General features: G+C 72.4%; 19 protein-coding genes. 5 read left to right on the forward strand and 14 right to left on the reverse strand.

The genetic code is table 11. The features are described 5' to 3' along the window. Window positions 1-928, reverse strand: a 928-nt coding sequence (locus tag M8J74_RS37175) for an acyl-CoA carboxylase subunit beta (protein ID WP_283949062.1), incomplete at its 3' end; no start/stop codon positions are given. Window positions 929-1,082: 154 nt separating this feature from the next. Then, window positions 1,083-3,389: a polysaccharide lyase 8 family protein gene (locus tag M8J74_RS37180; RefSeq protein WP_249840658.1), complete on the reverse strand. Its 2,307-nt coding sequence runs from the start codon at window positions 3,387-3,389 to the stop codon at window positions 1,083-1,085. 156 nt (window positions 3,390-3,545) lie between these two features. Between M8J74_RS37180 and M8J74_RS37185 the strand changes: the two genes are divergently transcribed. Beyond that, window positions 3,546-4,097 carry a YceI family protein gene (locus tag M8J74_RS37185; RefSeq protein WP_249840659.1) on the forward strand — a complete coding sequence of 184 codons (552 nt, stop codon included), beginning with the start codon at window positions 3,546-3,548 and terminating at the stop codon, window positions 4,095-4,097. A 93-nt stretch (window positions 4,098-4,190) separates the two neighbouring features. On the opposite strand, the gene M8J74_RS37190 is transcribed toward M8J74_RS37185, so the two are convergent. Together M8J74_RS37190 and M8J74_RS37195 are read right to left on the reverse strand one after the other, a co-directional pair. Then, a complete protein-coding gene (locus M8J74_RS37190) occupies window positions 4,191-4,775 on the reverse strand; it encodes a YdeI/OmpD-associated family protein (protein ID WP_249840660.1) in 585 nt (194 codons plus the stop codon). Between the two features lie 57 nt (window positions 4,776-4,832). Continuing rightward, window positions 4,833-5,897, reverse strand: coding sequence for an FUSC family protein (locus tag M8J74_RS37195; RefSeq protein ID WP_249840661.1), 1,065 nt, complete (start codon window positions 5,895-5,897; stop codon window positions 4,833-4,835). 60 nt (window positions 5,898-5,957) lie between these two features. Here M8J74_RS37195 and M8J74_RS37200 point away from each other — a divergent pair, with 60 nt between their 5' ends. Further along, window positions 5,958-6,437 (forward strand): MarR family winged helix-turn-helix transcriptional regulator, encoded by a 480-nt coding sequence (locus M8J74_RS37200; RefSeq protein ID WP_249840662.1) that lies wholly within the window; start codon window positions 5,958-5,960, stop codon window positions 6,435-6,437. A gap of 11 nt (window positions 6,438-6,448) precedes the next feature. Here the strand turns inward: M8J74_RS37200 and M8J74_RS37205 are convergent, their stop codons facing one another. Further along, the gene (locus M8J74_RS37205) at window positions 6,449-7,795 is read right to left on the reverse strand and encodes a hypothetical protein (RefSeq protein WP_249840663.1); all 1,347 of its coding nucleotides are present in this window, start codon (window positions 7,793-7,795) and stop codon (window positions 6,449-6,451) included. 46 nt (window positions 7,796-7,841) lie between these two features. Beyond that, window positions 7,842-10,865: a glycoside hydrolase family 3 protein gene (locus M8J74_RS37210; RefSeq protein ID WP_249840664.1), complete on the reverse strand. Its 3,024-nt coding sequence runs from the start codon at window positions 10,863-10,865 to the stop codon at window positions 7,842-7,844. A 115-nt stretch (window positions 10,866-10,980) separates the two neighbouring features. Between M8J74_RS37210 and M8J74_RS37215 the strand changes: the two genes are divergently transcribed. Together M8J74_RS37215 and M8J74_RS37220 are read left to right on the forward strand one after the other, a co-directional pair. Beyond that, window positions 10,981-12,846 carry a ricin-type beta-trefoil lectin domain protein gene (locus tag M8J74_RS37215; RefSeq protein WP_249840665.1) on the forward strand — a complete coding sequence of 622 codons (1,866 nt, stop codon included), beginning with the start codon at window positions 10,981-10,983 and terminating at the stop codon, window positions 12,844-12,846. A 67-nt stretch (window positions 12,847-12,913) separates the two neighbouring features. Beyond that, a complete protein-coding gene (locus M8J74_RS37220) occupies window positions 12,914-14,281 on the forward strand; it encodes an oxidoreductase (RefSeq protein WP_249840666.1) in 1,368 nt (455 codons plus the stop codon). Between the two features lie 31 nt (window positions 14,282-14,312). Here M8J74_RS37220 and cimA read toward each other — a convergent pair whose 3' ends face one another. The 6 genes from cimA to ureA form a co-directional block, all read right to left on the reverse strand. Next, window positions 14,313-15,917: a citramalate synthase gene (cimA, locus tag M8J74_RS37225; protein WP_058922991.1), complete on the reverse strand. Its 1,605-nt coding sequence runs from the start codon at window positions 15,915-15,917 to the stop codon at window positions 14,313-14,315. A 305-nt stretch (window positions 15,918-16,222) separates the two neighbouring features. Continuing rightward, window positions 16,223-17,302: a TolB family protein gene (locus tag M8J74_RS37230; protein WP_249840667.1), complete on the reverse strand. Its 1,080-nt coding sequence runs from the start codon at window positions 17,300-17,302 to the stop codon at window positions 16,223-16,225. Window positions 17,303-17,425: 123 nt separating this feature from the next. Then, window positions 17,426-18,034: a TetR/AcrR family transcriptional regulator gene (locus M8J74_RS37235; protein WP_249840668.1), complete on the reverse strand. Its 609-nt coding sequence runs from the start codon at window positions 18,032-18,034 to the stop codon at window positions 17,426-17,428. A 9-nt stretch (window positions 18,035-18,043) separates the two neighbouring features. Continuing rightward, window positions 18,044-19,078, reverse strand: a complete 1,035-nt coding sequence (locus tag M8J74_RS37240) for an agmatine deiminase family protein (protein ID WP_249840669.1) — start codon at window positions 19,076-19,078, stop codon at window positions 18,044-18,046. Window positions 19,079-19,090: 12 nt separating this feature from the next. After that, the gene (locus M8J74_RS37245) at window positions 19,091-20,800 is read right to left on the reverse strand and encodes an urease subunit alpha (RefSeq protein WP_249840670.1); all 1,710 of its coding nucleotides are present in this window, start codon (window positions 20,798-20,800) and stop codon (window positions 19,091-19,093) included. Next, window positions 20,797-21,492, reverse strand: a complete 696-nt coding sequence (ureA, locus tag M8J74_RS37250; protein WP_249840671.1) for an urease subunit gamma — start codon at window positions 21,490-21,492, stop codon at window positions 20,797-20,799. The genes M8J74_RS37245 and ureA overlap by 4 nt, the downstream gene beginning before the upstream one ends. A gap of 116 nt (window positions 21,493-21,608) precedes the next feature. Here ureA and M8J74_RS37255 point away from each other — a divergent pair, with 116 nt between their 5' ends. Next, complete coding sequence (locus tag M8J74_RS37255) at window positions 21,609-23,111, forward strand: cytosine permease (protein WP_249840672.1); 1,503 nt, start codon at window positions 21,609-21,611, stop codon at window positions 23,109-23,111. On the opposite strand, the gene M8J74_RS37260 is transcribed toward M8J74_RS37255, so the two are convergent. Both M8J74_RS37260 and M8J74_RS37265 read right to left on the reverse strand, forming a co-directional pair. Then, entirely contained in the window at window positions 23,108-24,196 is a 1,089-nt protein-coding gene (locus tag M8J74_RS37260; RefSeq protein ID WP_249840673.1) for a branched-chain amino acid aminotransferase, read from the reverse strand. The two genes, M8J74_RS37255 and M8J74_RS37260, sit on opposite strands and share 4 nt — an antisense overlap. Window positions 24,197-24,450: 254 nt before the next feature. After that, complete coding sequence (locus M8J74_RS37265) at window positions 24,451-25,494, reverse strand: 3-isopropylmalate dehydrogenase (RefSeq protein ID WP_058922998.1); 1,044 nt, start codon at window positions 25,492-25,494, stop codon at window positions 24,451-24,453. Window positions 25,495-25,534: the final 40 nt, after the last annotated feature.

Below are 25,534 nucleotides of genomic sequence, written 5' to 3' on the forward strand. Positions count from 1 at the left end.
CGTCGACGATCTCCTCGATGACCTTGGCCATGTCGTACGGGCGGTTGCCGTCCGCCGGGACCAGGTCCAGGAGCACGTCGCTGCGGCGGTCCACCGCGTCCGTGCTCTCCACCCGCGGCGGGTTCTCCCGGTTGTTCTGCGGGAGGAGCGAGAGCAGGTAGCGGACCTCCGCGATGCAGGTCTCCTCGTCGTCGTACGCGAAGTGGCACACGCCGGAGGTCTCGGCGTGGACGTCGGCGCCGCCGAGGCCGTTCTGGGTGATCTCCTCGCCCGTCACCGCCTTGACCACGTCGGGTCCGGTGATGAACATCTGCGAGGTCTCGCGGACCATGAAGACGAAGTCCGTCAGGGCGGGGCTGTAGGCCGCGCCGCCCGCGCACGGGCCGAGCATCACCGAGATCTGCGGGATGACGCCGGAGGCCCTGGTGTTGCGCTGGAAGATGCCGCCGTAGCCGGCGAGGGCGGAGACGCCCTCCTGGATGCGGGCGCCGGCGCCGTCGTTGAGGGAGACCAGCGGGGCGCCGGCCGCGATGGCCATGTCCATGATCTTGTGGATCTTCGTGGCGTGGGCCTCGCCCAGCGCGCCACCGAAGATGCGGAAGTCGTGGGCGTAGACGAAGACCGTACGGCCCTCGACCGTGCCCCAGCCGGTGATGACACCGTCGGTGTGCGGCTTCTTGGCCTCCAGGCCGAAGCCGGTGGCCCGGTGCCGGCGCAGCTGCTCGACCTCCTGGAAGGAACCGGCGTCCAGCAGCAGCTCGATGCGCTCCCGGGCGGTCAGCTTGCCCTTGGCGTGCTGCGCCTCGGTCGCCTTCTCGCTCGGCCCGGCCAGCGCCCGCGCACGGATCTCGTGCAGCTCGGCCACCCGTCCACGCGCGTCCGTCGGCTCACCCGTCGACTCACCCGGCGCCTCATCCAAAACGGTCATGTAGTGACCTTACGAAGGACACCGGGGAAAGCGAGCCGTCGACTCCGTACAGTCTCCGGCCCGTTTTCCTGGTAGCACTGAACAGAACCAGGGCCGCATGCAGCCGTTCCGACTGCTCAGAGGGCGTCCGTGTTGTAGGGGGCTGACAAAGTCGTCAGCCGAGAGTCAGCTCACATCCGTGCGTCGCACATGACACGCCTGGGGTAATGCGCAGGGTCGTACGGCGGCCCGTCGACAGTACCCGGACCGAATCGTCGGCCCGGATCACCCCGCACACCGGGTGGTCCCAGGTGATCTCCAGCGGCTCCCCCGTTCGGGTCGGTTCGCTCACCCGGAGGGTGGCGGTGCGGCCGTGCCGGCGCAGCAGGACGCTCGCGGGCGCGGAGGAGGTCAGGGGGCCCGCCGTGCCGGGCTGCCAGAAGTTGGCGGCCGTCACGCCGAGGGAGGGGACGTGGACGGCCTGGCGGCCGGTGTCGTTGGCGAGGAGGGTCAGCCAGTGCCGGTCGGCGGCGCGGGTCGCGACCGCGCGCCGGGAGGCGCCGGGCATGAGGACGTACAGGCAGGAGGCGTCCACCGGGTCGGTGCCGTGGTCGAGCCAGAGGGTCTGCCAGCGGCGGGTGGCCCGCTCGTCGGTGCTGGTGGTGTTGATGTCGGACCAGGCGCCCGTGCGGTCCTCGCGCAGGGTGTGCAGGTCGCCGTGCGGCACCACCCAGCCGCCGTGCCCCTCCAGGTGGGCCCAGCCCGGCCCCCGTACGAACTCCTGCGTGCCGCCCTCCCCGAGGTTCCGGTTGTCGACCACCGTCTCCACCGGGACGCCGTCGGCGCAGTTGATGCCGGCGCCCAGGCAGATCACCGCGTCCGCCAGGCAGAACCAGGACTTGCGGGCCTGGAGCGTGGAGCCGAGGCCCTTGAGGTGCTGGCCGACGGCCGCGTACTCGCCGTCGGTGGTGCCGCCCACCCAGCGGACGTCCGGCTTGGGGGCGCCCCACTCGCCGCCGGCGCGGTCGGGCAGGCGGAGCGTGGAGACGGTGGTGCCGGGCAGGCGGTAGGGGTCGACGGTGGGCCAGTACCAGTCGGTGTACTGGTCGGTGGGGCGCCCGGCGGCCCACCAGGAGAGCATCCCGGCGCCGGTGTGCCAGCCGCGCGGGTTCTCGCCGTTGCCGCACTCGTAGTACGCGATGCGGTCGCTGCACATGGCGATGTTCGCGGTGAACGCGGGGCGGCGGTGGACGGCCCGGTCCATGGCCGGGAAGAGGCGGTGGGCCACGGGTTCCGGAGCGGCGGGGACCGGCGCGTCGGCGACCGCGTGCAGCCGGGCCAGGTCGGCCACGTCGAACTGAGGCGCCGTCAGGATCGGTGTCACCGTGTCCCGTTCGATCCATCCCTTGACGTACGAGGTCCAGCGGGCGCGTTCCGCCGGGCTCGCGCCGCCCGCCAGCAGGGCGATGGCGGCGATGACGCCCTGCCCGTGGAAGTGGTCGCTGCGCATCACGTGCAGGTCATCGCTCTTGAGATAACCCCGGCTGACGGCGCGGCCGTTGACGCTGTCCATCACCAGCCCGTCGTGGAGGAGCGGCGCGTAGGCGTGCTCCACGCTGTCGAGGACGATCTGCCGGTTCGGGTCGGTGACCTCCCAGGGGGACCCGGACAGCAGGGTGAACAGGCGCCCCAGGCCGTCGAGCATGACCTGGCCGTAGGTGCCCGAGTAGGCGACCCAGGTGTGCTGGACGAAGGACCCGTCGGCGTAGAGCCCGTCGCCGCGGGTGACGTACGGGAAGACCGGGGAGAGGGCGTCCCGGGCGAGGGCGATCTTCGCGTCCGCGCGTCCGAGGATGCCGCGCAGGGCGACCGAGCGGCACAGGTCGACGCGGTTGGCGCCGGTGGAGGTGCCGGAGTAGTCGGTCAGCATCGCGTCGGGGACGAAGTGGTCCACGGCCGCGCAGGCCGCCTGCCGCTGAGCGTCGGTGAGGTGGTCGTACAGGGCGGCGGTGATGTCCGTCAGCAGTCGCGGGCTGCCGATCTGCCACTCCCACCAGTTGCCGTAGCGGGTGGTGGTGGGGTTGTAGACGGTGGCGGAGAGGTGGTCGAGGCCGCGCAGCACGTCCGCGAGGAGCGCCGGGTCGCCGGTGGAGCCGGTGCCCGGCTGGACGTACGCCTGGGTCATCGTCCACAGGCGGCTGTAGCTCTGGGTGATGCCGGCGGGCGGGTCGTAGGGGTGGCCGGGCCAGAGGGAGGTGGGGGTGGGGGCCATGGCGGCCCGGAAGGCGCGGGCCAGCTCGCCGGTCCGGGCGAGGCGGGAGGCGTACGGCTCGGCGGCGGGGTCGTAGCCGGTGCCGAGGGCGAGGTCGAGCCAGCGCAGGCGGAGGGTCTCGTAGGGGTCGGGGGCGGTGGCGCGGGCGGGGGGCGCGGTCGTGGCGAGGAGGGCGGCGGCCAGCAGGACGGCGCGTCGGGTGGGTCTCATGAGGCCTCTACGACGAGAGTTCATGCCCTGGGCGTCTACCAGCTTCCGGCCGTCTCGCCAACACTTCCCGAATGATGTTGAAACTTGAAAGGAATAGGTCTACCGTCATCCGTGTTGAGTAGTTCAACGTTCAACATCCTCCCGAAGGAGCACCCCATGAGCACCGACCTCACCACCCTGACCGGCGACTACACGATCGACGCGGCGCACTCCACGATCGGCTTCACCGTCCGGCACGCCATGGTCACCAACGTCAAGGGCAAGTTCAACGACTTCAGCGGCTCGCTGCACCTGGACGGCGGCAACCCGTCGGCCTCGACCGCCTCCATCGACGTCAAGATGGAGAGCATCGACACCGGGTCGGCCGACCGTGACGGGCACCTCAAGAGCGCGGACTTCTTCAAGATCGAGGAGTTCCCGACCATGACCTTCCGCTCCACCAAGGCGGAGTCCCTGGGCGGCGACGACTACCGCATCACCGGCGACCTCGAGATCCTCGGCACCACCCGCCCGGTCACCATCGACCTGGAGTTCAACGGCGCCGCGAAGGACCCCTTCGGCAACGAGCGCGTCGGCTTCGAGGGCAAGGCCGAGATCAAGCGCTCCGAGTGGGGCCTGACCTGGAACGCCGCGCTGGAGACGGGCGGTGTGCTGGTCTCCGACAAGATCAAGCTGAACTTCGACATCTCGGCGATCCGCAACGCCTGACGCGTCGCCGCACCGTGCGGGGCCTGCCCCGCACGCGCACCCGAGAGCGCCCGCCGACCCGCACCAGGGAGGCGGGCGCTCGGTCCGTCCCGGTCAGCCGCGCACGGACGGGGCCTGCTGGCCGAGCCGGGCGAGAGCGGCCGCCAGCCTGGCCGCCCGTCCCACCGGGGTACGGGCCGTGAGCAGCGCGAAGATCACCTGGTACCGGTCGGTCCGGCCGAGGCCGTCGAAGGCCGCCCGGGCCCGCGGGTCCCCCGCCAGCGCCGCCTCGAGGTCCTCGGGCACCTCGGCCTCCCGCTGCGGGGCGTACGCCGCCGCCCACCGCCCGTCGGCCCGGGCGGCCGCCACCTCGGCGAGCCCCGCCGGCCGCATCCGGCCCGCCTCGGTCAGCTCCGCCACGCGCCGCACGTTGACCACCGACCACAGGCTCCCCGGCCTGCGAGGCGTGATCCTCTGCAGGAAGTACGCGGCGTCGAGCGCCTTGCGCTGCCCGGTGATCCAGCCGTGGCACAGGGCGACGTCGTTCACCTCCGCCCAGGTCACGGAGACGATCCCCGAGCCCTTCTTGGCGACCTTCACCCACAGCCCGGTCCGCGGGGCGGGACGGGCGGCGAGCCAGGTGTCGAGGGCTTCGGCGGAGGCGAAGGCACGGGGTTCGTCGTCGTCGCGTGGGGTCATGGCCCCACCGTAGGAGCGAAGTAGGTCAGCCCCTGTCCGCCGTCCGAAGACGCCCTCTCAGCCCTCGCTCGGCCGTACGACGGCTCTCGCGGCGCGCGTCCGTCCGCGGGGTACCGGGAGCAGCCACCAGGCGGAGGCCACCGAGAGGGCGGCGCCGACGGCGATGCCCTCCAGCCGGGTCGGCAGCAGGCTCTGGGCGTCCTGGCCGAAGTAGCCGAGGAGGAGCGAGAGGGCGCAGGTCATGCCGGCGGCCCAGTAGGCGTAGCCGAGGGGGCGCAGCCACAGCGCGACGGTGAGCACGGCGAACATCAGCGCCACGCAGGCGTGGCCGGTGACGCCGGCCGCCGCCACGGCCACCGCGAGCAGCGTGCCGGCGCAGGCCCCGGCGAGCCGTTCGATCCCCTTGCGCAGGACGTCGTCGCGGCCCCGGTTGCCGCTCGCGGCGACGTACGCGGTCAGGACGACCCACGGCCAGTGGTGGTCGAAGAGCAGGGTGCCCAGAGCGAAGGCCGCGGCGATCCCGACCGCCATCTGCAGGGCCATGCGGGTGCTCGGGCGGGGGTGGAGGCGGGAGGGGCGGCGCGGCGGCTCGGGGGCCGGTTCGGCGCGCCACGGCCCGAACCGGTCGCCCAGCGCCTGCACCAGCCAGACGGACCCGCACGCCAGCGCCCCGATCAGCGCCGACCAGCCCCAGGTCACCAGCCCGCTCTGCGCCTCGGGCGGCAGCGCGGGGCCGGGGACGACCAGAAGGGCGATCAGCGGCAGGGCCAGCAGTGTGCCGATCCTGGTGGCGGTGGGCCCGTAGCGGCGGATCCAGATGGCCAGCGCCATCCACACCGTGTAGACGGCGGCGCCGGCCGCGTAGTGGGAGGCGACCAGCCGGCCGAGGAAGATCGAGGCGCCGGCCATGGCGGGCAGCAGGACCAGCGAGGTGAGGCGGCGGCGGGTGTCGGCGGCGCGCTGGGTCGCGGAGAGGGTGAGCGTCAGACAGACCGCGAGGACGAGCACGTCGGTGTGGAGTCCGTAGGCGTCCTCCAGCGCCAGGGCGGCCGCCCAGCAGAGCAGAACGGCGGTCATCGTCAACACCGCTTCATACGCGTTGCGTACTAATGTGGCCGTCATGTGCCCAAGATAGCGGCCAATCGGCCGTCAAGATAGTAAGTGTCTGCGTACCATCTCCTCATGGAACACCTTCCCGAAGCCGCCCGGGTCCGGCACGGCGTCCTCCGCTTCAACCGCCGGCTGCGGCAGGAGCGCGGCGCCGGAAGCCTCAGCCCCAACCAGCTGACGGTCCTCGGGCATCTGCGCCGGCGCGGGCCGTCCACGCCCGGTGAGGTCGCGGACGCCGAGCGGCAGCGGCCGCAGTCGCTCACCCGGGTCTTCGCGGAGCTGGAGGCGGAGGGCCTGATCGTGCGCGAGCCCGGCACGACGGACCGGCGGCGCTCCGTCCTCTCCCTGACCGAGGCGGGACGCCGGGCCCTGGAGCGGGACATGGCCGAGCGGGACGCGTGGCTGGCGCGGGCCCTGGAGACGCTCGGCGCGACGGAACGGGGCGTGCTGGCGCTGGCGGCAGACGTGATGGAGCGCCTCGCGGACGCCGAGGTCCCGGTGCCGGACGAAGGCGGATCAGGGGCGTCGGAGACCTCCGCCGAGGACGGCTGAGCCCGGGGGGGTCAGAACCCCCCGCCGAAGTCCCCGCCGCCCCCGAAGTCCCCTCCCCCGCCGTCGCCGAAGCCGCCGCCGAAGTCGCCGGGGTCGAAGTCCGCGCCGGAGACGTCGCCGCCCTCGTAGCCGCCGGTGCCGAAGTCGCCGTAGCCGGTGCCGTAGTCGGCCGCGTAGGACGGGGTCGCCATCATGCTGCCGAGGAGGGTGCCGACGAGGAGGCCGGGCAGCAGTCCGCCGCCGAAGTAGCCGCCCGCCCAGGGGCCGTAGGCGGGGCCGGCGTCCCAGTACGGGCGGCGGCCGTAGTCGGTGTCGACCTCTCGGACGACGGGGTCGCGGCCGTCGGCGAGGCGGGTGGCGTCGGCGGCGCAGACGGGCACCTCGCGCGGGGCGCCGCCGGGGGGCGTCCAGGTGGCGTCCGCGACGGACGGGCCGTGGCGCGGGTCGAAGAAGCAGGGCGGCCGGCGCTCGGGCAGCGGGCGGCCCTCGCGGCGGGCGGCGAGCTGGGCGAGGCTGAACCGGCCGTCCTCCAGGGCCTGGGTGACGGACCGGACGTCCTCGGGTTTCGCGGCGGCGGCCATGGACGACTTCGCCTGCTCGTAGGAGTCCAGCGCGCGTTCGTAGTCGGCGCGCATGGCGTCGTCGGCGCCGGCCTCCGCCGGGTGGAAGTCGAGCCGGTCCAGTTCCTCGCCGAAGGCCGTGATGTCCTCGTCGACGACGACCCTCAGCCGCTCCAGCGCGGCCCGCTGCTCCTCCGCCCGGCGGCGCCGGTTGCGGCGTACGAGCGCGTAGGCGCCGCCGCCCCCGGCGACCAGCACCACGCCCACGGTGATCAGCGCGGTGGACGACAGTCCGCCTCCGCCGCCGGAGGAGCCCCAACTGCTCGGCGCGGAACCGCCCATGTTGGCGAGGGCCCGGTCGGCGAAGTCGTTCAGCTGGGTCTTGGCGTCCTCCCCCTGCACGCTGCCGACCAGGTTCCGCACGGCGCTGCGCGGCAGGACCGAGGAGTCGGCGCGGGCGTCGAAGCGGTCGCCGAGCCGGATGCCGTACAGGCCGGTGATGCCGGTGGCGGTGCGCAGGTCGGTGAACAGGTTCCGGGTCGGGTAGTCGGCGGGCAGGACGGCGATGAACAGGGGCTTGTCGGCGTCCCTGATCTTCTTGGCGAGCGCGTCCGCGTCGCCGGCGGACAGTTGGGCGGAGGCCGCCGGGTCGACGTAGACCGGGCTCCTGCGCAGGGCGTCGGCGATCGTCGAGATGCCGGTCGTGGCCTGGGCGCGGGGCGCGGTCACGGTCAGCAGGACGATCACCAGGGCCAGCAGCAGCCCGGGGAGGCTTCGGGTCCGTACGACGGCCTTCATGGTTCGAAGCTACCCGAAGCCTCCCAAAGCCGGTCATCGGCGCAGGTCAGTCCACCGCCTTCCAGGCCGTCTCCAGGCGCTGGACGGCCGCCCCGTAGCGCCCGGTGAGTGCGAGGTGGTCGGCGTCGGCGAAGGGCCTGGCGAGGGCCGGCGTGATGTTCTGGCCCGCCTTCTGCTGGACGATCAGCCGGGCCTTGGCCACCAGTGCCCGGCCCGCCCTGTCCGCGCCGGCCCGCTCGGCGACGCCCGCGGCCACCGCGAGGGCCTTGAGAGCGCCCGCGCCGCCCTGCGGCACCTTGGTCAGGGTGGTCAGGCCCCAGCCGTAGGGGAACTGCGGATCGTAGGAGGCGTCACCGACGTTGATCGGCAGCTGGGCCTCCGACTTCGGCCAGGTGACGGGCAGTTGGCCGGTGAAGGGGCGCTTGCCGTAGAGCACGTCGGCGACACCGTCGCCCTCCGTGCCGGGGAGCCAGGACGCCACCAGGGCGTCGACGGAGCCGAGCCGGTCGCCGATGAGCTGCGGCCGCCCGGAGACGATCAGCACCGCGCACTTCATCGCGGCGCACACCGTGTCGACGGCCGCCTTGTCGGCGGCGGAGAGCTGGAGGTCGTGGCCGTTGCCGACGTCACCGACGCCCTCGGCGTAGGGGGTCTCGCCGACGACGACCACGCCGACGTCGTAGCCGGACGTGGGCGCGGAGGCGTCCTTGGAGTAGGTGACGTCCCCGTCCTTGCGCATCGCGTCGAGGATGGTGGTGCCCTGGGTGTGGGTGCCGGACGCGCCCTGCCAGGTGATGGTCCAGCCGCCGGTCTGGTTGCCGAGGTCGTCGGCGTTGGACCCGGCGACGTACACCTTCTGGTTCTTCCTCAGCGGGAGCACGCCGTGCGCGTTCTTCAGCAGCACCTGCGACTCGGCGGCCGCCTGCCGGGCCACGGCCCGGTGTGCGGCCGAGCCGATCCGGGAGGCGTTCGCGGTGTCGGCGTAGGGGTGCTCGAAGAGCCCGAGGCGGAACTTCTGGGTGAGGATGCGCGCCACGGCGTCGTCGATCCGCTTGCCGCTGACCCGGCCGGCCTTCACCTCGTCGACGAGGGTGGCGGTGAAGTCCTTGTAGGAGTACGGCACCATCATCATGTCGACGCCCGCGTTCACGGCGGTGCGCACGTGGGCGGGGTAGTCGCCCGGGAGCTGGTCGATGGCGTTCCAGTCGCTGATGACGAACCCGTCGAAGCCCATGCGGCCCTTGAGCACGCCGTTGATCATGTCGGCGCGGGCGTGCATCTTCACCGGGCCCTGTCCGTCGCCGAGGACGTCCAGCGAGGAGTAGGACGGCATGACCGTGCCGACCCCACGGTCGACGGCCGTGCGGAACGGCGCCAGGTGCACGGCCTCCAGCTCCTGCCGGGTGACCTTGGTGACGCCCTGGTCGATGGTGTAGCTGCCGGTGGTGGAGGAGCCGTAGGCGGTGCCGCCGTCGCCGACGAAGTGCTTCGCGGTGGCCAGCACCTTGTCGCCGTGACTCAGGTCCCTGCCGTCGGCCCGCCCCTGGAGGCCCTGGATGATCGTCTCCATAGACTCCACGAGGGCCGGGTCCTCGCCGAAGGACTCGTAGGCGCGGCCCCAGCGTTCGTCGCGGGAGACGCAGAGGCAGGGCGCGAAGTCCCAGGGGACGCCGGTGGCGCGGACCTCACTGGCCGTCACCGCCCCCGTCCGCTCGGCGAGTTGCGGGTCGCGGGTGGCGCCGATGCCGATGTTGTGCGGCATGATCGTGGCGCCGGCCAGGTTGTTGTGGCCGTGCACGGCGTCGACGCCGTAGACGAGGGGGATCTGCAGGCGGGTCGCCTGCGCCCGGAGCTGGAAGGCGTCGATCATCTTCGCCCAGGCGGCCGGGGTGTTGGGCGTGGGGGTCGAGCCGCCGCCGGAGAGCAGTGAGCCGAGGCCGTAGGCGGTGACGTCGGCGCCCTCCCCGACCGCGCCGCGCTCGGCCTGGGTCATCTGGCCGGCCTTCTCGGTCAGGGACATGCGGGACAGGAGATCGGCGACGCGCTTCCTGACGGGCAACTTGGCGTCGAGATACGGCAGTCCGTGCGCGTCGATGACGATCTGCGGGTTCTCCGCCGGGGCCTTGGCGCCGGTGACCGTCAGTTTCAGCGGGATCGTCTCGGCGGTCTCGGCGGACTTGTCGCGCAGGGTCGCCACCTTGACGGTCCGGGTCGCGCCGGAGGCGGTGCCCGCGGGGAAGGTGAGGGTGCCGGAGACCGGGGTGTAGTCCCTGCCGGGTTCGGCGGTGCCGGTCGCGGCCGTCTCGTAGGCGACGGTGACGGGTTCGTCCAGCGGGGCGGTGCCCGTGGTGGCGACGGTGAGCCGGACGGTGGCCGTGCCGCCCTCGCGCACCGTGTGGACGGCCGCGTCGGCGGTGACCGAGGCGCGCAGGGACTGGTCGGCCTTGCCGTACAACTCCACGTCGTCCATGGCGAATTCGCCCTTGACGCCGACGGGCAGGGTGAGGGCGTAGCCCCACATCTGCGTCAGCCCCAGGACGTGGTCGATGCCGCCGACCGGCTGGTAGTCCGTGCGGTACTGGAAGTCGGTGAACGGGATCTCGATCTGCTTCCAGCCGGTGAAGTCGTCGGTGAAGGACGTCGTCCACAGTTCGGAGGCCTCGCCGTTCGCGCCGCCGTCCTTGATCTCGAACGCGATCTTCTTGCCGTTGTGCTGGCCGTCCCACCAGAAGCGGATGCCCTTGTGGGCGGACCAGTCGTGGGCGGGGGCGTCGGCGGCGTAGTCGTGGGTGAAGCCGCCGTAGCCGCTGATGTCGTAGGTGCCGGTGAGAACCTTCGCGCCCTCGGGGGCGTCGGGTCTGGCGGTCAGTTGCAGGGCGGGCGGGTCGTCGCCGTCGCCGCCCCAGGTGAAGATGCCCTCGGCCGGCTGGGAGGCGAAGGGGACCTCGCCCTCGAAGCGGTCCACCGGGACGGGCGGCGGATCACCGGCCGCACCGGCCGCGCCGGCCGACGACAGCGGCAGCGCGGCGGCCAGCAAGGCGGTGGAGACCAGCAGAGCGGTTCTTGGCATAGACCATCCCTCGGCTCTCATGGTTCACTCAGGACTTAGCTCACGCCGTGAGTTAACTAACGGCCCCCTGACCCGTCAAGACACCACGTCAGACATTCCGGAAGGGCGACACAGCATGAGGAGAACCCCCCGCACGGTCCGGCTCCTGCTGGCCGGACTCCTCACCACGGCCGGCCTGACCGCGGTCGGCGCTCCGGCGCACGCGGCAGGCGAACAGGTCACCGCCTGGCTCACCACCACCGACGACGCCGCCGGCCGCCATGTCACGCGCGGCCTGCAGCAGCAGACCCCGTTCGCCTTCACCGCCGGGACCGGCGGGGGCGGCGAGAACATCACCGTCGACGAGAACACCCGGTTCCAGACCTTCACCGGAGGCGGCGCGTCCTTCACGGACACCGCGGCCTGGCTGATGAACAGCAGCGGAGCGCTCTCCCAGGCCACGCGGGAGGCGACCATGCGCAAGCTGTTCTCGCCCACGGACGGGATCGGGCTGTCGTTCCTGCGCAATCCCATGGGGGCGTCGGACCTGGCGCGGTACGGGTACACGTACGACGACGTCCCGGCCGGGCAGAGCGATCCGAACCTGAACAGCTTCTCCATCGCCCACGACCTCGCGGACGTCGTGCCGCTGACGAAGCAGGCACTTCAGCTGAATCCCGCCTTGACTGTCATGGCCTCGCCATGGACGGCTCCGGCGTGGATGAAGGACAGCGGCTCGCTCAACGGCGGCTGGCTGAAGGCGGAGGACTACGGCGCCTACGCGAACTACTTCGTGAAGTACCTCCAGGCGTACAAGAACCAGGGGATCGACGTCTCCTACGTCACCCCGCAGAACGAGCCGACCTGCTGCTCCGGCTATCCGTCGATGAGCTGGAACGCCTCCGGCCTGCAGTACTTCCTGGGGAGCGAGCTGCTGCCGAAGCTGCAGTCCGCGGGCCTGTCCACCAAGGTCCTGGCGCACGACTGGAACTGGGACGTCTACGACTCCTACGCGGCCGCCTCCGTGGACGACGCGGCGATCCGCACCCACCCCAACTTCGGCGGCATCGCCTGGCACGGCTACGGCGGGGACGTCGCCAAGCAGACCGCCGTGCACAACCAGTACCCGAACCTGGACGCCTTCGGCACCGAGCACTCCGGCGGCACCTGGATCGCCAACCAGCAGCGCGAGGACATGAACAACATCATCGACTACACCCGCAACTGGGCGAAGTCGGTGACCAAGTGGTCCCTCGCCGTGGACCAGAACATGGGTCCGCACAACGGCGGCTGCGGCACCTGCACCGGACTGATCACCGTGCACAACGGGGACGGGGCGAGCGGGAGCGTCGACTACACGGTCGAGTACTACACGATGGGCCAGCTCACGAAGTTCGTCCGGCCCGGCGCCCAGCGCATCGCCTCCACGGCCTCCTCGGCGGTGCCGAACGTGGCCTGGCGCAACCCCGACGGCTCCAAGGCGCTGATCGCCTACAACGACGCCTCGACCGCCAAGACGGTCACCATCAACTGGGGCGCGCAGCACGCCACTTACTCGCTGCCGGGCAAGACCTCGGCCACCTTCACCTGGAACGGCACGCAGTCCGGCGGCGGCGGCACGAGCGGCGCGTTCGTGGGCCTCGCGGGCAAGTGCCTGGACGTGGCGGGCGGTTCGAGCGCGAACGGCACGGCCGTCCAGCTCTACGACTGCAACGGCTCCGCCGCCCAGCAGTGGACCGTGCAGGGCGACGGGTCGATCCGCGCCCTGGGCAAGTGCCTCGACGTCACCTCCGCCTCGACCGCGGACGGCGCCAAGGTGCAGTTGTACGACTGCAACGGCACCGGCGCCCAGCGGTGGTCGTACGCCTCCGCCACCGGGGACGTGGTGAACACCGCGGCGAACAAGTGCCTGGACGTGACCGACAACTCCTCGGCGAACGGCGCCCGCGCGCAGATCTGGAGCTGCACGGGCGCCGCGAACCAGAAGTGGCGGCTTCAGTAGGAACCCGGCCCGCGTCCACGTCCCCGGCATAGTCTGAAGGCCCGTCCGCCCCGCCGCGAGGAGAGCCGTGAGCAGCGCAGTCGACGCCGACCGCGTCCGGCGGGAGATCCTCGACGAGGACGCGGGCGGGCGGCCGTACCTGCTGCGCGACGCCCGCGTCACCGGGGAACTCCGGCTCGACGGGGCCGGGATACGGCGGGCCGTCCGGTTCGAGGGCTGCCGGTTCGACGGGCCGGTGACCCTGGAGGGGGCGAGCACGCTCGCCTTCGAGCTGGTGGACTGCGTCCTGCCGGGGCTGCGGGCCTCCACCGCCCACGTCGGCGGGCGGCTCGACCTGCGCCGGTCGACCGTCGGCGAGAGCGACGGCTCCGGCAGTGCCGTCGACCTGGTGCACGCCGACATCGCCGGCGGACTGCGGCTCGACGGGGCGCACCTGGTCGCACCGGGGCGGGTCGCGCTCGAAGGCGGCGGTCTGGTCGTGCGGGGCGGGGCGTTCTGCGAGGACGGTTTCGTCGCCGACGGCGAAGTGAGTTTTCCCGGCGCCGAGTTGGCGGGCGGGGTGTGGATGCGCGGGGCCCGGATCACGGTCGGGGACCCGGAGCGGTTCGCGTTCCACGGCGACGCCCTCAAGGCGTCCACCGTCCGGCTGTCCCACGGCTTCCGGGCCGACGGCAGGGTGCGGCTGCGCGGGGTGCGGGTCGAGGACCTGGTGTCGTTCAACGACGCCGAACTGCTCGGCTCCGGCTCGTCGTTGATGTGCGTGGGGATGCAGGTGGGTGCGCTCGACCTGCGGTTCGCGCGCAGGCCGGCGGGGAGCGTGAACCTGCGGACCGCGCACGCGGCCCGCGTCCAGGACGACCCCTCGACCTGGCCGCTGTCGCTGGGGCTGGACGGGCTGACGTACGAGTGGCTCGGCGAGACCGCCGGCACCCGGCGCGAGGACGTCGCCAACCGCCTCGCCTGGCTGCGCCGCCAGCCGGTCTACGCACCCCAGCCCTACGAGCAGCTCGCCTCGCACTACCGCCGCTCCGGGCACGAGGACGAGGCGCGGCGGGTGCTGCTCGTCCGGGAGCGGTGCCGGCGGGCGACACTGGGACCGGCGGGACGGCTGTGGGGCTGGCTGCTGGACGGCGTCGTCGGCTACGGCTACCGGCCGTGGCTCGCGGGGCTGTGGCTGGCGCTGCTCACCCTGCTCGGCTCGCTCGTCTTCGACGCCCACACGCCCGTGCCGAACAAGCCCGGTGAGGGCGGGCCGTTCAACCCGGTCGTGTACACCCTCGACCTGCTGGTCCCGGTCGGCGGCCTGGGGATGCGCGGCGACTGGCACTGGGCCCAGGCGGGCGTGCAGGCGCTCGCCTACGGCCTGGTCGGCGTCGGCTGGATCCTGACGACGGCGGTGGTGGCGGGGGTGACGCGCACGCTCAGCCGCGGCTGAGGTCCGGCGCCGCGCCCGCCACCGGGGACCGTCACTCGGCGGGCTGGACCCCGGCCCGCAGCAGGCCGTAGGTGTACGCGTCCTCCAGCGCCTGCCAGGAGGCCGCGATGACGTTCTCGGCCACGCCCACCGTGGACCACTCGCCGCTTCCGTCGGACGTGGCGATCAGCACGCGCGTGGTGGACTCGGTGCCGTGGACGCCCTCCAGGATACGGACCTTGTAGTCGACGAGGTCGAGCTTGGCCAGCTGCGGGTAGATCTTCTCCAGCGCCACCCGCAGGGCGCGGTCGAGGGCGTTGACCGGGCCGTTGCCCTCCGCGGTGGCGACGATCCGCTCGCCCTTGGCGTAGAGCTTGACCGTGGCCTCGTTGGCGTGGGTGCCGTCGGGGCGGTCCTCGACGATGGCACGCCAGGACTCGACCTCGAAGTACTTCAGCGGCCTTCCCTCGACCTCGCCGCGCAGCAGCAGTTCGAAGGAGGCGTCGGCGGCCTCGTACGTGTAGCCCTTGAGCTCGCGCTCCTTGACCCGCTCCACGACCCGGCCGACCAGTTCGCGGTCGCCGCCGAGGTCGACGCCGAGCTCCTTGCCCTTGAGCTCGACGGAGGCGCGGCCGGCCATGTCGGAGACCAGCATCCGCATGGTGTTGCCGACCAGTTCGGGGTCGATGTGCTGGTACAGGTCCGGGTCGACCTTGATCGCCGAGGCGTGCAGGCCGGCCTTGTGGGCGAAGGCGGAGACGCCTACGTAGGGCTGGTGGGTGGAGGGGGTGAGGTTGACGACCTCGGCGATGGCGTGCGAGATGCGGGTCATCTCGCGCAGCTTGCCCTCGGGCAGGACCTTCTTGCCGTACTTCAGCTCCAGGGCGGCGACGACCGGGAAGAGGTTGGCGTTGCCCACCCGCTCGCCGTAGCCGTTCGCCGTGCACTGGACGTGGGTGGCGCCCGCGTCCACGGCGGCGAGGGTGTTGGCGACCGCGCAGCCGGTGTCGTCCTGGGCGTGGATGCCGAGCCGGGCGCCGGTGTCGGCGAGGACCGTGGAGACCACGGCCTGCACCTGCGCCGGCAGCATGCCGCCGTTGGTGTCGCAGAGGATCACCACGGAGGCACCGGCCTCCGAGGCGGCCCGCACCACGGCCTTCGCGTACTCGGGGTTGGCGCGGTAGCCGTCGAAGAAGTGCTCGCAGTCGACGAAGACGCGGCGGCCCTCGGAGACCAGGTGGGAGACGGTGTCGCGGACCATCTCCAGGTTCTCCTCCAGCGTCGTCCTGAGCGCCAGCTCGACATGGCGGTCGTGGGACTTGGCGACCAGCGTGATCACTTCGGCGCCCGAGTCCAGGAGCGCCTTGACCTGCGGGTCGTCGCTCGCCTTGGCTCCGGCCCGGCGGGTGGCGCCGAAGGCGACGAGCTGGGCGTGCCGGAAGTCGATCTCCTGCCGGGCGCGGGCGAAGAACTCGGTGTCCCGCGGGTTGGCGCCGGGCCAGCCGCCCTCGATGAAGCCCACGCCGAAGTCGTCCAGGTGCCGTGCGATCGCGAGCTTGTCGGCGACGGTGAGGTTGATGCCCTCACGCTGCGCGCCGTCGCGCAGGGTCGTGTCGAAGACGTGGAACGAATCGTCGAGCTCGCTGGTTTCGGTCATGGTGTCAAGGCTCCTGTGTTGGATCTCGGTCGTACCGGAATGACCGGCTCCACCGTCCTCCAATGATCCCTCGCGCTGTGCCTCCGGCTGTAGGTGGGCCAGAAATGCGAAAAACCTCTCGCGGGTGCGAGAGGTCTGCGCGCGGGTCGAGGACGACGGTGTCCGCCCGTACCTGGTCGTACGTGGCGGTCACTGCGGACCGGCGCGCCTGCTGCCAATAATCGTGGCGAACGAGAGCACGGGGGCAGTCTGGCACAGACCGCCCCCGCGCTCACCGGTTGTCTCAGTATGCGAACCCCGCGTGGTCAGCGCGGGTGGCTCACGAAGACGTCGGCGACGCCGTTGGTGTCGCCCGGCACCAGGTCGGGGGCGGCGGAGGAGAAGACCAGGCTCCGCTCGCTCAGCGCGCCTGCACCGGCGCCCGCCGCGTCCGACGCGGCCACGACGACGCGGTCGGCGCCCGTGCGCAGGTCCCGTAGGCGCAGGGCCGCCTGCGCGTCCGCACAGAGGAGCCTGCGCCCGTCCGGCGAGACGGCCCGTGCGGTCATCCCGGGGAACCGCTGGACACGCCCGGTGCGTAGATCCCGCACGTACGCGCCGTCCGCCGAACTCATCGCGACCGTACGGCCGTCGGCACTCAGCTGGACCAGTCCGGAACGGGTGCCGTCGTCCACCCTGGTGTGCCGGCCCGTGCGCCGGTCGGCGACCCACACCTCGCCCGCGCCGTCGTCCTGGTAGGCGACGAGGCGGCCGTCCGCGCTGATCGACGGGTGGGACATGTCCCGGGCCGGGGCGTCCTGCGGGCCGTCGCTGACGGTCTCGTGGCCGCCGGTGATCCGGTCGTAGACGTCGACCCGGGTGGGGATCGACGGGTGGTACGGCACGAACTGGAAGGCCACGAACCGGCCGTCGGCGCTGATCGACGGCTGGTAGGCGCTTTCCCTGAACCCGGCTCCGTCGATCTTGGTCCGGGTGCCGGTGGCACGGTCGGTGAGGAAGACGCCGATGTCGTGGCCGCCCCAGCCGATGGTTGCCGCCCAGCGGCCGCCGGCGCTCAGGGACGGCACGCTCAGCGCCTCGTCGACCCTGCCGACCGCGCCTGTGCGCAGATCACGGACGTAGGACTGGCTCTCGGCGCCGTGTCCCGGCTCGGGGACGAGGTTGGTGGCGGCCGAACGGAAGGCGACGAAGCGGCCGTTCGCGGTGAGCGCGGCGGGGCCGGAGGCCCTGTCGGCCTGTGTGCCGTCGGCGGCGGTGCTGACGCGCTGGACGTGGTGCGGGCGGGCAGCCGCGGCGGCCGTCGGGGCCGCGAGCCCCGTGACGGCGAGCAGAAGGGCGCCCGCCAGGACGCCGGTCGCTAAGGACCCGGATGCGGAAGTGGACATGATGACCCCCCGGAATCGTGTCTGCCCCCAAGTCTCCCGGTCTCGCGCCGGGGGCTCAACGGATGCAACCGCACCAGACACCTCGGGTTGATCCGCCCCCTTGGGAACAACTCGGGCGGCCGATCAGTCGTCCGTGGGCTCCGCCGCCAGCGCGTCGTCCAGGAACTCGCGCACATGGCCGAGAACCTGCTCCCGGTCGGTGCCTCGCAGGCCGATGGCCACATGGATGGAGAAGCCGTCCAGCAGCGCCCGCAGCCGGGAGGCGAAGCGGTCGGGGTCGACCCGGCGGAACTCGCCCCGTGAGACGCCCTCCGCGACCAGCGCCACCAGGTCGCGGTGCCAGGCGCCCTCGATGGCGGCCTGGCGGTCGCGGGCGTCCTCGTCGGCGCCCCGCGAGCGGTTCCAGACCTCCAGCCACAGGGTCCAGTGCGGGTCGCGGTGGCCGTCGGGGACGTAGAGGTCGACGTAGGCGTCGAGCCGTTCGCGGACCGCGCCCGGGCGGGCCAGCAGGCGGCTGCGCTCGGCGCCCAGCCGGCCCTCGCTCCACTCCAGGGTCCGCAGCAGCAGTTCGTCCTTGGAGTGGAAGTAGTAGAGCAGGTGGCCGCTGCTCATCCCGACCTCGCGGCCGAGCGCCGCCATGGTCAGCTGCTCCAGACCGCCCTCGGCGATCATGGCCATGGCGGCGGCGAGGACGTCCTCCCGGGGCGGGGCCTGTCTGCGCCCACCGGCCATGCGCTGCTCCTAGATCCTCGGCTGCTGCTGGGTGATGCAGTGGATGCCACCGCCACCGGAGAAGATCGTACGGGCGTCGACGAGCGTCACCGTCCGGTCGGGGAACAGCCGGCGGAAGATCCCGGCGGCGATCTCGTCGCGCGGGTCGTCGAAGCCGCACAGGACGACGCCGCCGTTGCAGAGGTAGTGGTTGATGTAGGAGTAGTCGGCCCAGTGGCCGTCGGCCTCCAGGACGGTCGGGGCCGGTACCTCGACGACCTCCAGCCGGCGGCCCCGGGCGTCGGTCTGCGACCGCAGCAGGCCGAGGACCTCCTGGGTCACCTCGTGGTCGGGGTGGGCGGGGTCGGGCTGGGAGTGCGCGACCACGACTCCGGGGCGGGCGAAGGCGGCGACGATGTCGACGTGGCCGAGGGTGCCGAAGCCGTGCGGGGGGTAGTCGCCGGTGAGTCCGCGCGGCAGCCAGATCGCCTTGCGGGTGCCGAGCATCCCGTGGATCTCCGCCTCGACCCGCTCGCGCGTCCAGCCGGGGTTGCGTTCGGGACCGAGCTGGACGGTCTCCGTCAGCAGCACCGTCCCCTCGCCGTCGACATGGATCGCCCCGCCCTCGTTGACGAGCTTCGAGGCGTACGTGCGCGCGCCCGCGAGGTCCGACACCTGCGCGGCGATCTTCGCGTCGTGCTCCCAGCGGGCCCAGTGCTGTGCGCCCCAGCCGTTGAACGTCCAGTCCACGGCGGCCAGTTCACGCCCGTCGGTCACAAAGGTCGGGCCGATGTCGCGCATCCAGGCGTCGTCGAGGTCGCGCTCGGCGGTCTCGACGCCCGGGCCGAGCAGGGCGCGCGCGTCCGCCGACTGCCCCGGCCCGCACACCACCGTCACCGGCTCGAAGCGGCGGACGGCACGGGCGACGGACGCCCAGGCGATCCGGGCGGCGGCGAGGTCCTCGGGGTCGTCGAAGGTGGGGTTGGGGCCGGGCCAGGCCATCCAGGTGCGCTCGTGCGGGGCCCATTCGGCGGGCATGCGGAAACCGTCGGCGGCAGCGGACATGGTGGGTCCTTGTCAGAGGAAGTAGAGGCGGTTGAGGGGGACGGAGTCGGCGGCCGGCGAGCTGATCGGCTCTCCGTCGAGGGTGACCAGGCCGGTGCGCCCGTCGACGTCCACGGCTCCGGTACGGGAGTTGAGCCGCAGGTCGGCGGGTCCGATGCCGCGGGTGCCGCGCACGGCGACCCGACGGCGCCGGGTCGGCATACGGTCGTCGCCCAGTTCCAGGGCGGCGCGGGCGACGAACGCGACGGAGATGTCCGCCGGGGTCGCGCCGTGCGCCCCGAACTGCGGTCCCAGGACGAGGGGTTCGCAGGTGTCGGTGGCCGCGTTCGGGTCGCCGACCACGCCGTAGGCCGGGAAGCCGGCCTTCAGCACCAGCTGCGGCTTGGCCCCGAAGTACTCCGGCCGCCACAGCACGATGTCGGCGAGCTTGCCGACCTCGATCGAGCCGACCTCGTCCGAAAGGCCGTGCGCGATGGCCGGGTTGATCGTGAGCTTGGCGATGTAGCGCAGGACGCGCTCGTTGTCGTGCTCGTCCGGGGCGCCGAACTGGGCCTTCATCTTGGCGGCCATGGCGAGGGTGCGGCGCACGGTCTCACCGGCCCGGCCCATGCCCTGCGCGTCGGAGGAGGTGATGCCGATCGCGCCCAGGTCGTGCAGGACGTCCTCGGCGCCCATGGTCCCGGCGCGGATGCGGTCGCGGGCCATCGCGGCGTCGCCGGGCAGGTCGGTCTTCAGGTCGTGGACGGAGACGATCATGCCGTAGTGCTCGGCGACGGCGTCCCGGCCGAAGGGCAGGGTGGGGTTGGTGGAGGAGCCGATGACGTTCGGGACCCCCGCCATCTTCAGGACGTTGGGGACGTGCCCGCCGCCGCAGCCCTCGATGTGGAAGGCGTGGATGGTGCGCCCCTCCAGGACGCGCAGGGTGTCCTCGACCGAGAGGCACTCGTTCAGCCCGTCGCTGTGCAGGGCGACCTGGACGTCGTGCTCCTCGGCGACGCGCAGCGCCGTGTCCAGCGCCCGGGTGTGGGCGCCCATGTCCTCGTGCACCTTGAACCCGCAGGCGCCCCCTTCCGCCAGCGCCTCGACCAGCGGCGCCTCGTGCGAGGACGAACCCCGGCCCAGGAAGCCGATGTTGACGGGCCAGGCGTCGAAGGCGTTGAACGCGTGCCGCAGCGCCCACGGCGAGTTGACGCCGACACCCCACACCGGGCCGAACTCCTGGCCGATGACCGTGGTCACGCCGGAGGCCAGCGAGGCCTCCATGATCCGCGGCGACAGCAGATGGACGTGCGTGTCCACGGCACCGGCGGTGGCGATCAGCCCCTCGCCGGACACGATGGAGGTCCCGGTCCCCACGACGACGTCGACCCCGTCGAGCGTGTCCGGGTTCCCGGCCCGCCCGACGGCACAGATCCGCCCCTCCCGGATGCCGATCGACACCTTGCGGATGCCCTGCACAGCGTCGATGACGACCACGTTGGACACGACGACGTCGCAGGTCTCGCGCACGGCGGCGGCCTTCAGGTGCAGTCCGTCGCGGGCGGTCTTGCCGAACCCGGCCAGGAACTCGTCGCCGTACGCCTGGGAGTCCGACTCGATCCGGACCGTGAGCCCGGAGTCGCCGAGCCGGACGCGGTCGCCGGCGCGCGGGCCGTGGGTGGCCGCGTACTCGTGGGGGGTGAGGCGGCGGGCCTCGGCGGGGTGACCTCCGGGGCGGCTCATCGCGCGGCCCCCTCGGCGCCGACGCCCAGATAGCCGCAGGCCGCGGCGCGGCGCAGCGCCTCCTCGCGGGCGCCGGGCGCGTCCAGCGGCCCGTCGACGAGCCCGGCGAAGCCGACGGCGACGCGGGCGCCCCCGATCGGCACCAGGCCGACCTCCAGCGACTCCCCCGGCCCGAACCGCACCGAGGACCCGGCGGGCACGGCGAGCCGCATCCCGTAAGCCCGCTCCCGTACGAAGTCCAGGCGCGGGTTGGCCTCGAAGAAGTGGAAGTGGGAGGTGACGGAGACGGGCACGGTCGCGGTGTTGGTGACCGTGAGCCGGACGGCCGGCTCCGGGTCGGCGTGCAGGGGCCCCGGCAGCAGGGCGCCCGGCGCCTCCTCCCCCAGCCCGCCGCCGATCGGGTCGGTGACGACCGCGAGCCGGGAGCCGTCGTCGAAGACCGCCTCGACGTGCACCTCGGTGACGACGTCCGCGACGCCGGGCAGCACGTCGGCCGGGCCGAGGACCGACCGGGCGCGCTCGACGGCCTCGGCGAGCCGGGCGCCGTCCCGGGCGGCCTCGCACACGGTGTCCGCGATGAGCGCGGTCGCCTCCGGCACATTGAGCCGGAGGCCGCGGGCCCGTCTGGCGCGGGCCAGCTCGGCGGCCCCGAAGAGCAGCAGGCGGTCGCGTTCCGTGGGGGTGAGTCTCATCTCGCATCCCTCCTTTAGAGCGACACTCTAAACCGAGAATCCCCGATACGAAACGCTTGACGCGACGACGCACTCAGGTTCACATTGAGCGGCACTCAAACCGAGGGAGACCCACCATGCCGATCTCGATGGAACAGCGCGGAGTCGACACGATCCCCGACGAGGAACGCACCAGCGGGCCGCGCGACCTCGTCTCGATCCTCCTCGGCTCCAACCTCTGCCTGGGGGTGATCATCTTCGGCTGGCTGCCGCCGTCGTTCGGTCTGGACTGGTGGTCCTCGCTGAGCTCGATCGTGGTGGGCACGCTGGCCGGCACGGTCCTGACCGCGCCGCTCGCCCTGATCTCCCTGCGCACCGCCACGAACCTGTCCACCTCCTCCGGCGCCCAGTTCGGTGTGCGGGGGCGCCTGGTCGGCTCGGTCGTGGGCCTGCTCCTCGCCCTCGGCTACACCGCGCTGACCGTGTGGATCGGCGGGGACGTGATGGTGAGCGTCCTGCGGCGGATGTTCGGGCTGCCGGTGGACGGGGTGGCGTACGCCCTCATCTACGCGCTGCTCGCCGGGGCGACCGTCGCGGGCGCGGTGTACGGCTACCGCGTGCTGCTGGCGATGTCCCGGTTCCTCGCGATCGGCATGACCGCCCTGCTGGCGCTCGGGGTCGTCGCCTACGCCCCGCACTTCACCACCGCCGCGCTCCCGGAGGCCGGCGGCTATCTGCTGGGCGGTTTCTGGCCGACGTGGTTCCTCGCGGCGGTGGCCGCCGGCCTGTCCGGTCCGATCGCCTTCATCACCCTGCTCGGCGACTACACCCGCTACATCTCACCGGCCCGCCACTCCTCCCGCCGGGTGCTGCACGCCACCTGGCTCGGCCTGATCCTCGGCCTGCTGGTCCCCCAGCTCTTCGGCACCTTCACCGCGTACGCGGCGCGGGCGGCGGCGGACTACGCGGGCCCGCTGGTGTCGGCGTCCCCCGCCTGGTACCTGCTGCCGCTGCTGCTCGCGGCCTCGGCGGGCTCGGTGGGCAACGCGGGTCTGATGCTGTACTCCATGGGCCTCGACCTGGACGCGATCCTGCCGCGCGCCTCCCGGGCCCGGGCCACCTGCGCGGTCGCCGCCGTCGCGACGGCCTGTGTCTTCGTCGGCCACTACTGCTCGACCGCCCAGGACGCCATGACGTCCTTCGTGCTGCTGCTGACCGCCATCGGCACCCCGTGGGCGGTCATCACCCTGATCGGCTTCGTGCGCTGCCGCGGGGTGTACGACGCGGCCGCGCTGCAGGTCTTCAACCGCCGTGCGCGCGGCGGCGTGTACTGGTACCGGGCGGGCTGGAACATCCCGGCCACGGTCTCCTGGACCGTCGGCGCCGCCGTCGGCCTGCTGGCAGTCTCCCTCCCGTCGTACGAGGGCCCCCTGCTGTCACTGACGGGCGGGGTGGACTGCAGCTTCGTCCTGTCGGGCCTGGCGGGAGGCGCGACGTACCTGCTGCTGCAGCGCGGGGCACCTTCCGGGCGGAGGGCGGCACCCGCAGCCCGTCCGGCATTCGAGGACGAGGCCGTCCAGGCCGAAGCGGGGGCCTGGGGGCGGCAGCCCCCAGGCGGCCACGACTACGCCGGCGACTAGGCGAGCGGGTGCATCCAGCCGTGCTTGTCCTCCGTCGTGCCGCGCTGGATGTTCAGCAGGGCCTCGCGGAGCCTCATCGTGACCTCGCCGGGCTCGCCGCCCGCCTGCTGCCACTCGGCGCCCTCGCGCTTGACCGTGCCGACGGGGGTGATGACGGCCGCGGTGCCGCAGGCGAAGACCTCGGTGAGGGTGCCGTTCTCGGCGTCGGCCTGCCACTGGTCGATGGAGACGCGGCCCTCCTCGGAGGCATAGCCGAGGTCGCGGGCGACGGCGAGGAGGCTGTCGCGGGTGACGCCCTCCAGGATGGAGCCGGTCAGGGTCGGCGTGACGATCCTGTCCCCGTACACGAAGTACAGGTTCATGCCGCCGAGTTCCTCGACCCACTTGTGCTCGACCGCGTCGAGGTAGCAGACCTGGTCGCAGCCCTTGGCGGCGGCCTCGGCCTGGGCGAGCAGGGAGGCCGCGTAGTTGCCGCCGGTCTTGGCGTCGCCGGTGCCGCCGGGGACGGCGCGGACGCGGTTCTCCGACAGCCAGATGGTGACCGGCTTGACGCCGCCGGGGAAGTAGGCGCCGGCCGGGGAGGCGATGACCAGGAAGAGGTACTCGTTGGCGGGCTTGACGCCCAGGCCGACCTCGGTCGCGATCATGAACGGGCGCAGGTAGAGCGACTCCTCGCCGCCGTGCGCGGGCACCCACGCCTTGTCCTGCTGGACCAGCGCGTCGCAGGCCTCGATGAACGTCTCGACGGGCAGCTCGGGCATGCCGAGGCGGTGCGCGGAGCGCTGGAAGCGCTCGGCGTTCTTCTCGGGGCGGAAGGTGGCGACGGAGCCGTCGGGCTGGCGGTAGGCCTTCAGGCCCTCGAAGATCTCCTGCGCGTAGTGCAGGACCATCGTGGCGGGGTCGAGGGAGAGCGGGGCGTACGGGACGAGCTGGCCGTCGTGCCAGCCGCGGCCCTCGGTCCACTTGATCGTCACCATGTGGTCGGTGAAGTGGCGGCCGAACCCGGGGTTCGCCAGGATCGCGGCGCGCTCGGCGTCGGAGAGCGGGCTGGCGGAGGGCTTGAGCTCGATCGTGGGCGTCGTCATGAGTGGTTGTCCTTCACCGGTTGTGTAGTGACGGGCCGCGCCACGCCCTTCGCTGCCATTGGCCAGTGCTAGGACGTCCGAGCATTCCCTCACTCCGCGGCTCCGCGTTCGATTATCGCAAGCGGGGAGCCGGGGAAGAAAACGGCGTGAATGCGACCCAGGGGATGATGGTGGCACCCGGCGGGGGACATGCGAAAGCCGCCGGGTGCGAGTGACCCGGCGGCTTCGAATACTTCTTCGAGTGAACCGCCCGGTCAGCCGGCTACTCGTACGGCCAGCGCGTCGCCGATCTCCGACGTGGAGCGGGCGGGCTTGCCGACGCGCTCGGTGAGGTCGGCGGCGACCGCCTCGTCGATGCGGGCGGCCTCGGCCTCGTAGCCGAGGTGGCGCAGGAGCAGGGCGACGGACAGGACCGTGGCGGTGGGGTCGGCCTTGCCCTGGCCGGCGATGTCGGGCGCGGAACCGTGGACCGGCTCGAACATCGAGGGGAACTCGCCGGAGGGGTTGATGTTGCCGCTCGCGGCGACGCCGATGCCGCCGGAGACGGCCGCGGCGAGGTCGGTGATGATGTCGCCGAAGAGGTTGTCGGTGACGATCACGTCGAAGCGCTCGGGCTGCGTGACCAGGTAGATGGTCGCCGCGTCCACGTGCATGTACTCGGTGGTGACCTCGGGGAACTCCGCGGCGACCTTGTTGAAGACGTTCGTCCACAGGTGGCCCGCGAAGGTCAGCACGTTGTTCTTGTGGATCAGCGCGAGCTTCTTACGGGGGCGGGCCTGGGCGCGGGCGAAGGCGTCACGGACCACGCGCTCCACACCGAAGGCGGTGTTGACGGAGACCTCGGTGGCGACCTCGTGCTCGGTGCCCTTGCGGATGGTGCCGCCGTTTCCGGTGTACGGGCCCTCGGTGCCCTCGCGGACGACGACGAAGTCGATGCTCGGCTCACCGGCGAGGGGGGTGGCCACACCCGGGAGCAGCTTGCTCGGCCGCAGGTTGACGTGGTGGTCGAAGGCGAAGCGGAGCTTGAGCAGGAAGCCGCGCTCCAGGACGCCGGAGGGGACCGACGGGTCGCCGATCGCGCCGAGCAGGATGGCGTCGTGCCCCTTGAGGGAGTCGAGGTCGGCGTCGGTGAGGGTCTCACCGGTGGCGTGGTAGCGCTTGGCGCCGAAGTCGTACTCCTTGGTCTCCAGCTTCACATCCTGCGGGAGGACGGCGGAGAGGACCTTGAGGCCTTCGGCCACGACTTCCTGCCCGATGCCGTCACCGGGGATCACTGCGAGATCGATGCTGCGAGACATGTCGGCACCCTACTCCTCGTCCCATGGGATGACATGAGCT

The organism is Streptomyces panaciradicis, assembly GCF_023516615.1.
Taxonomy (GTDB): Bacteria; Actinomycetota; Actinomycetes; order Streptomycetales; family Streptomycetaceae; genus Streptomyces; species Streptomyces panaciradicis.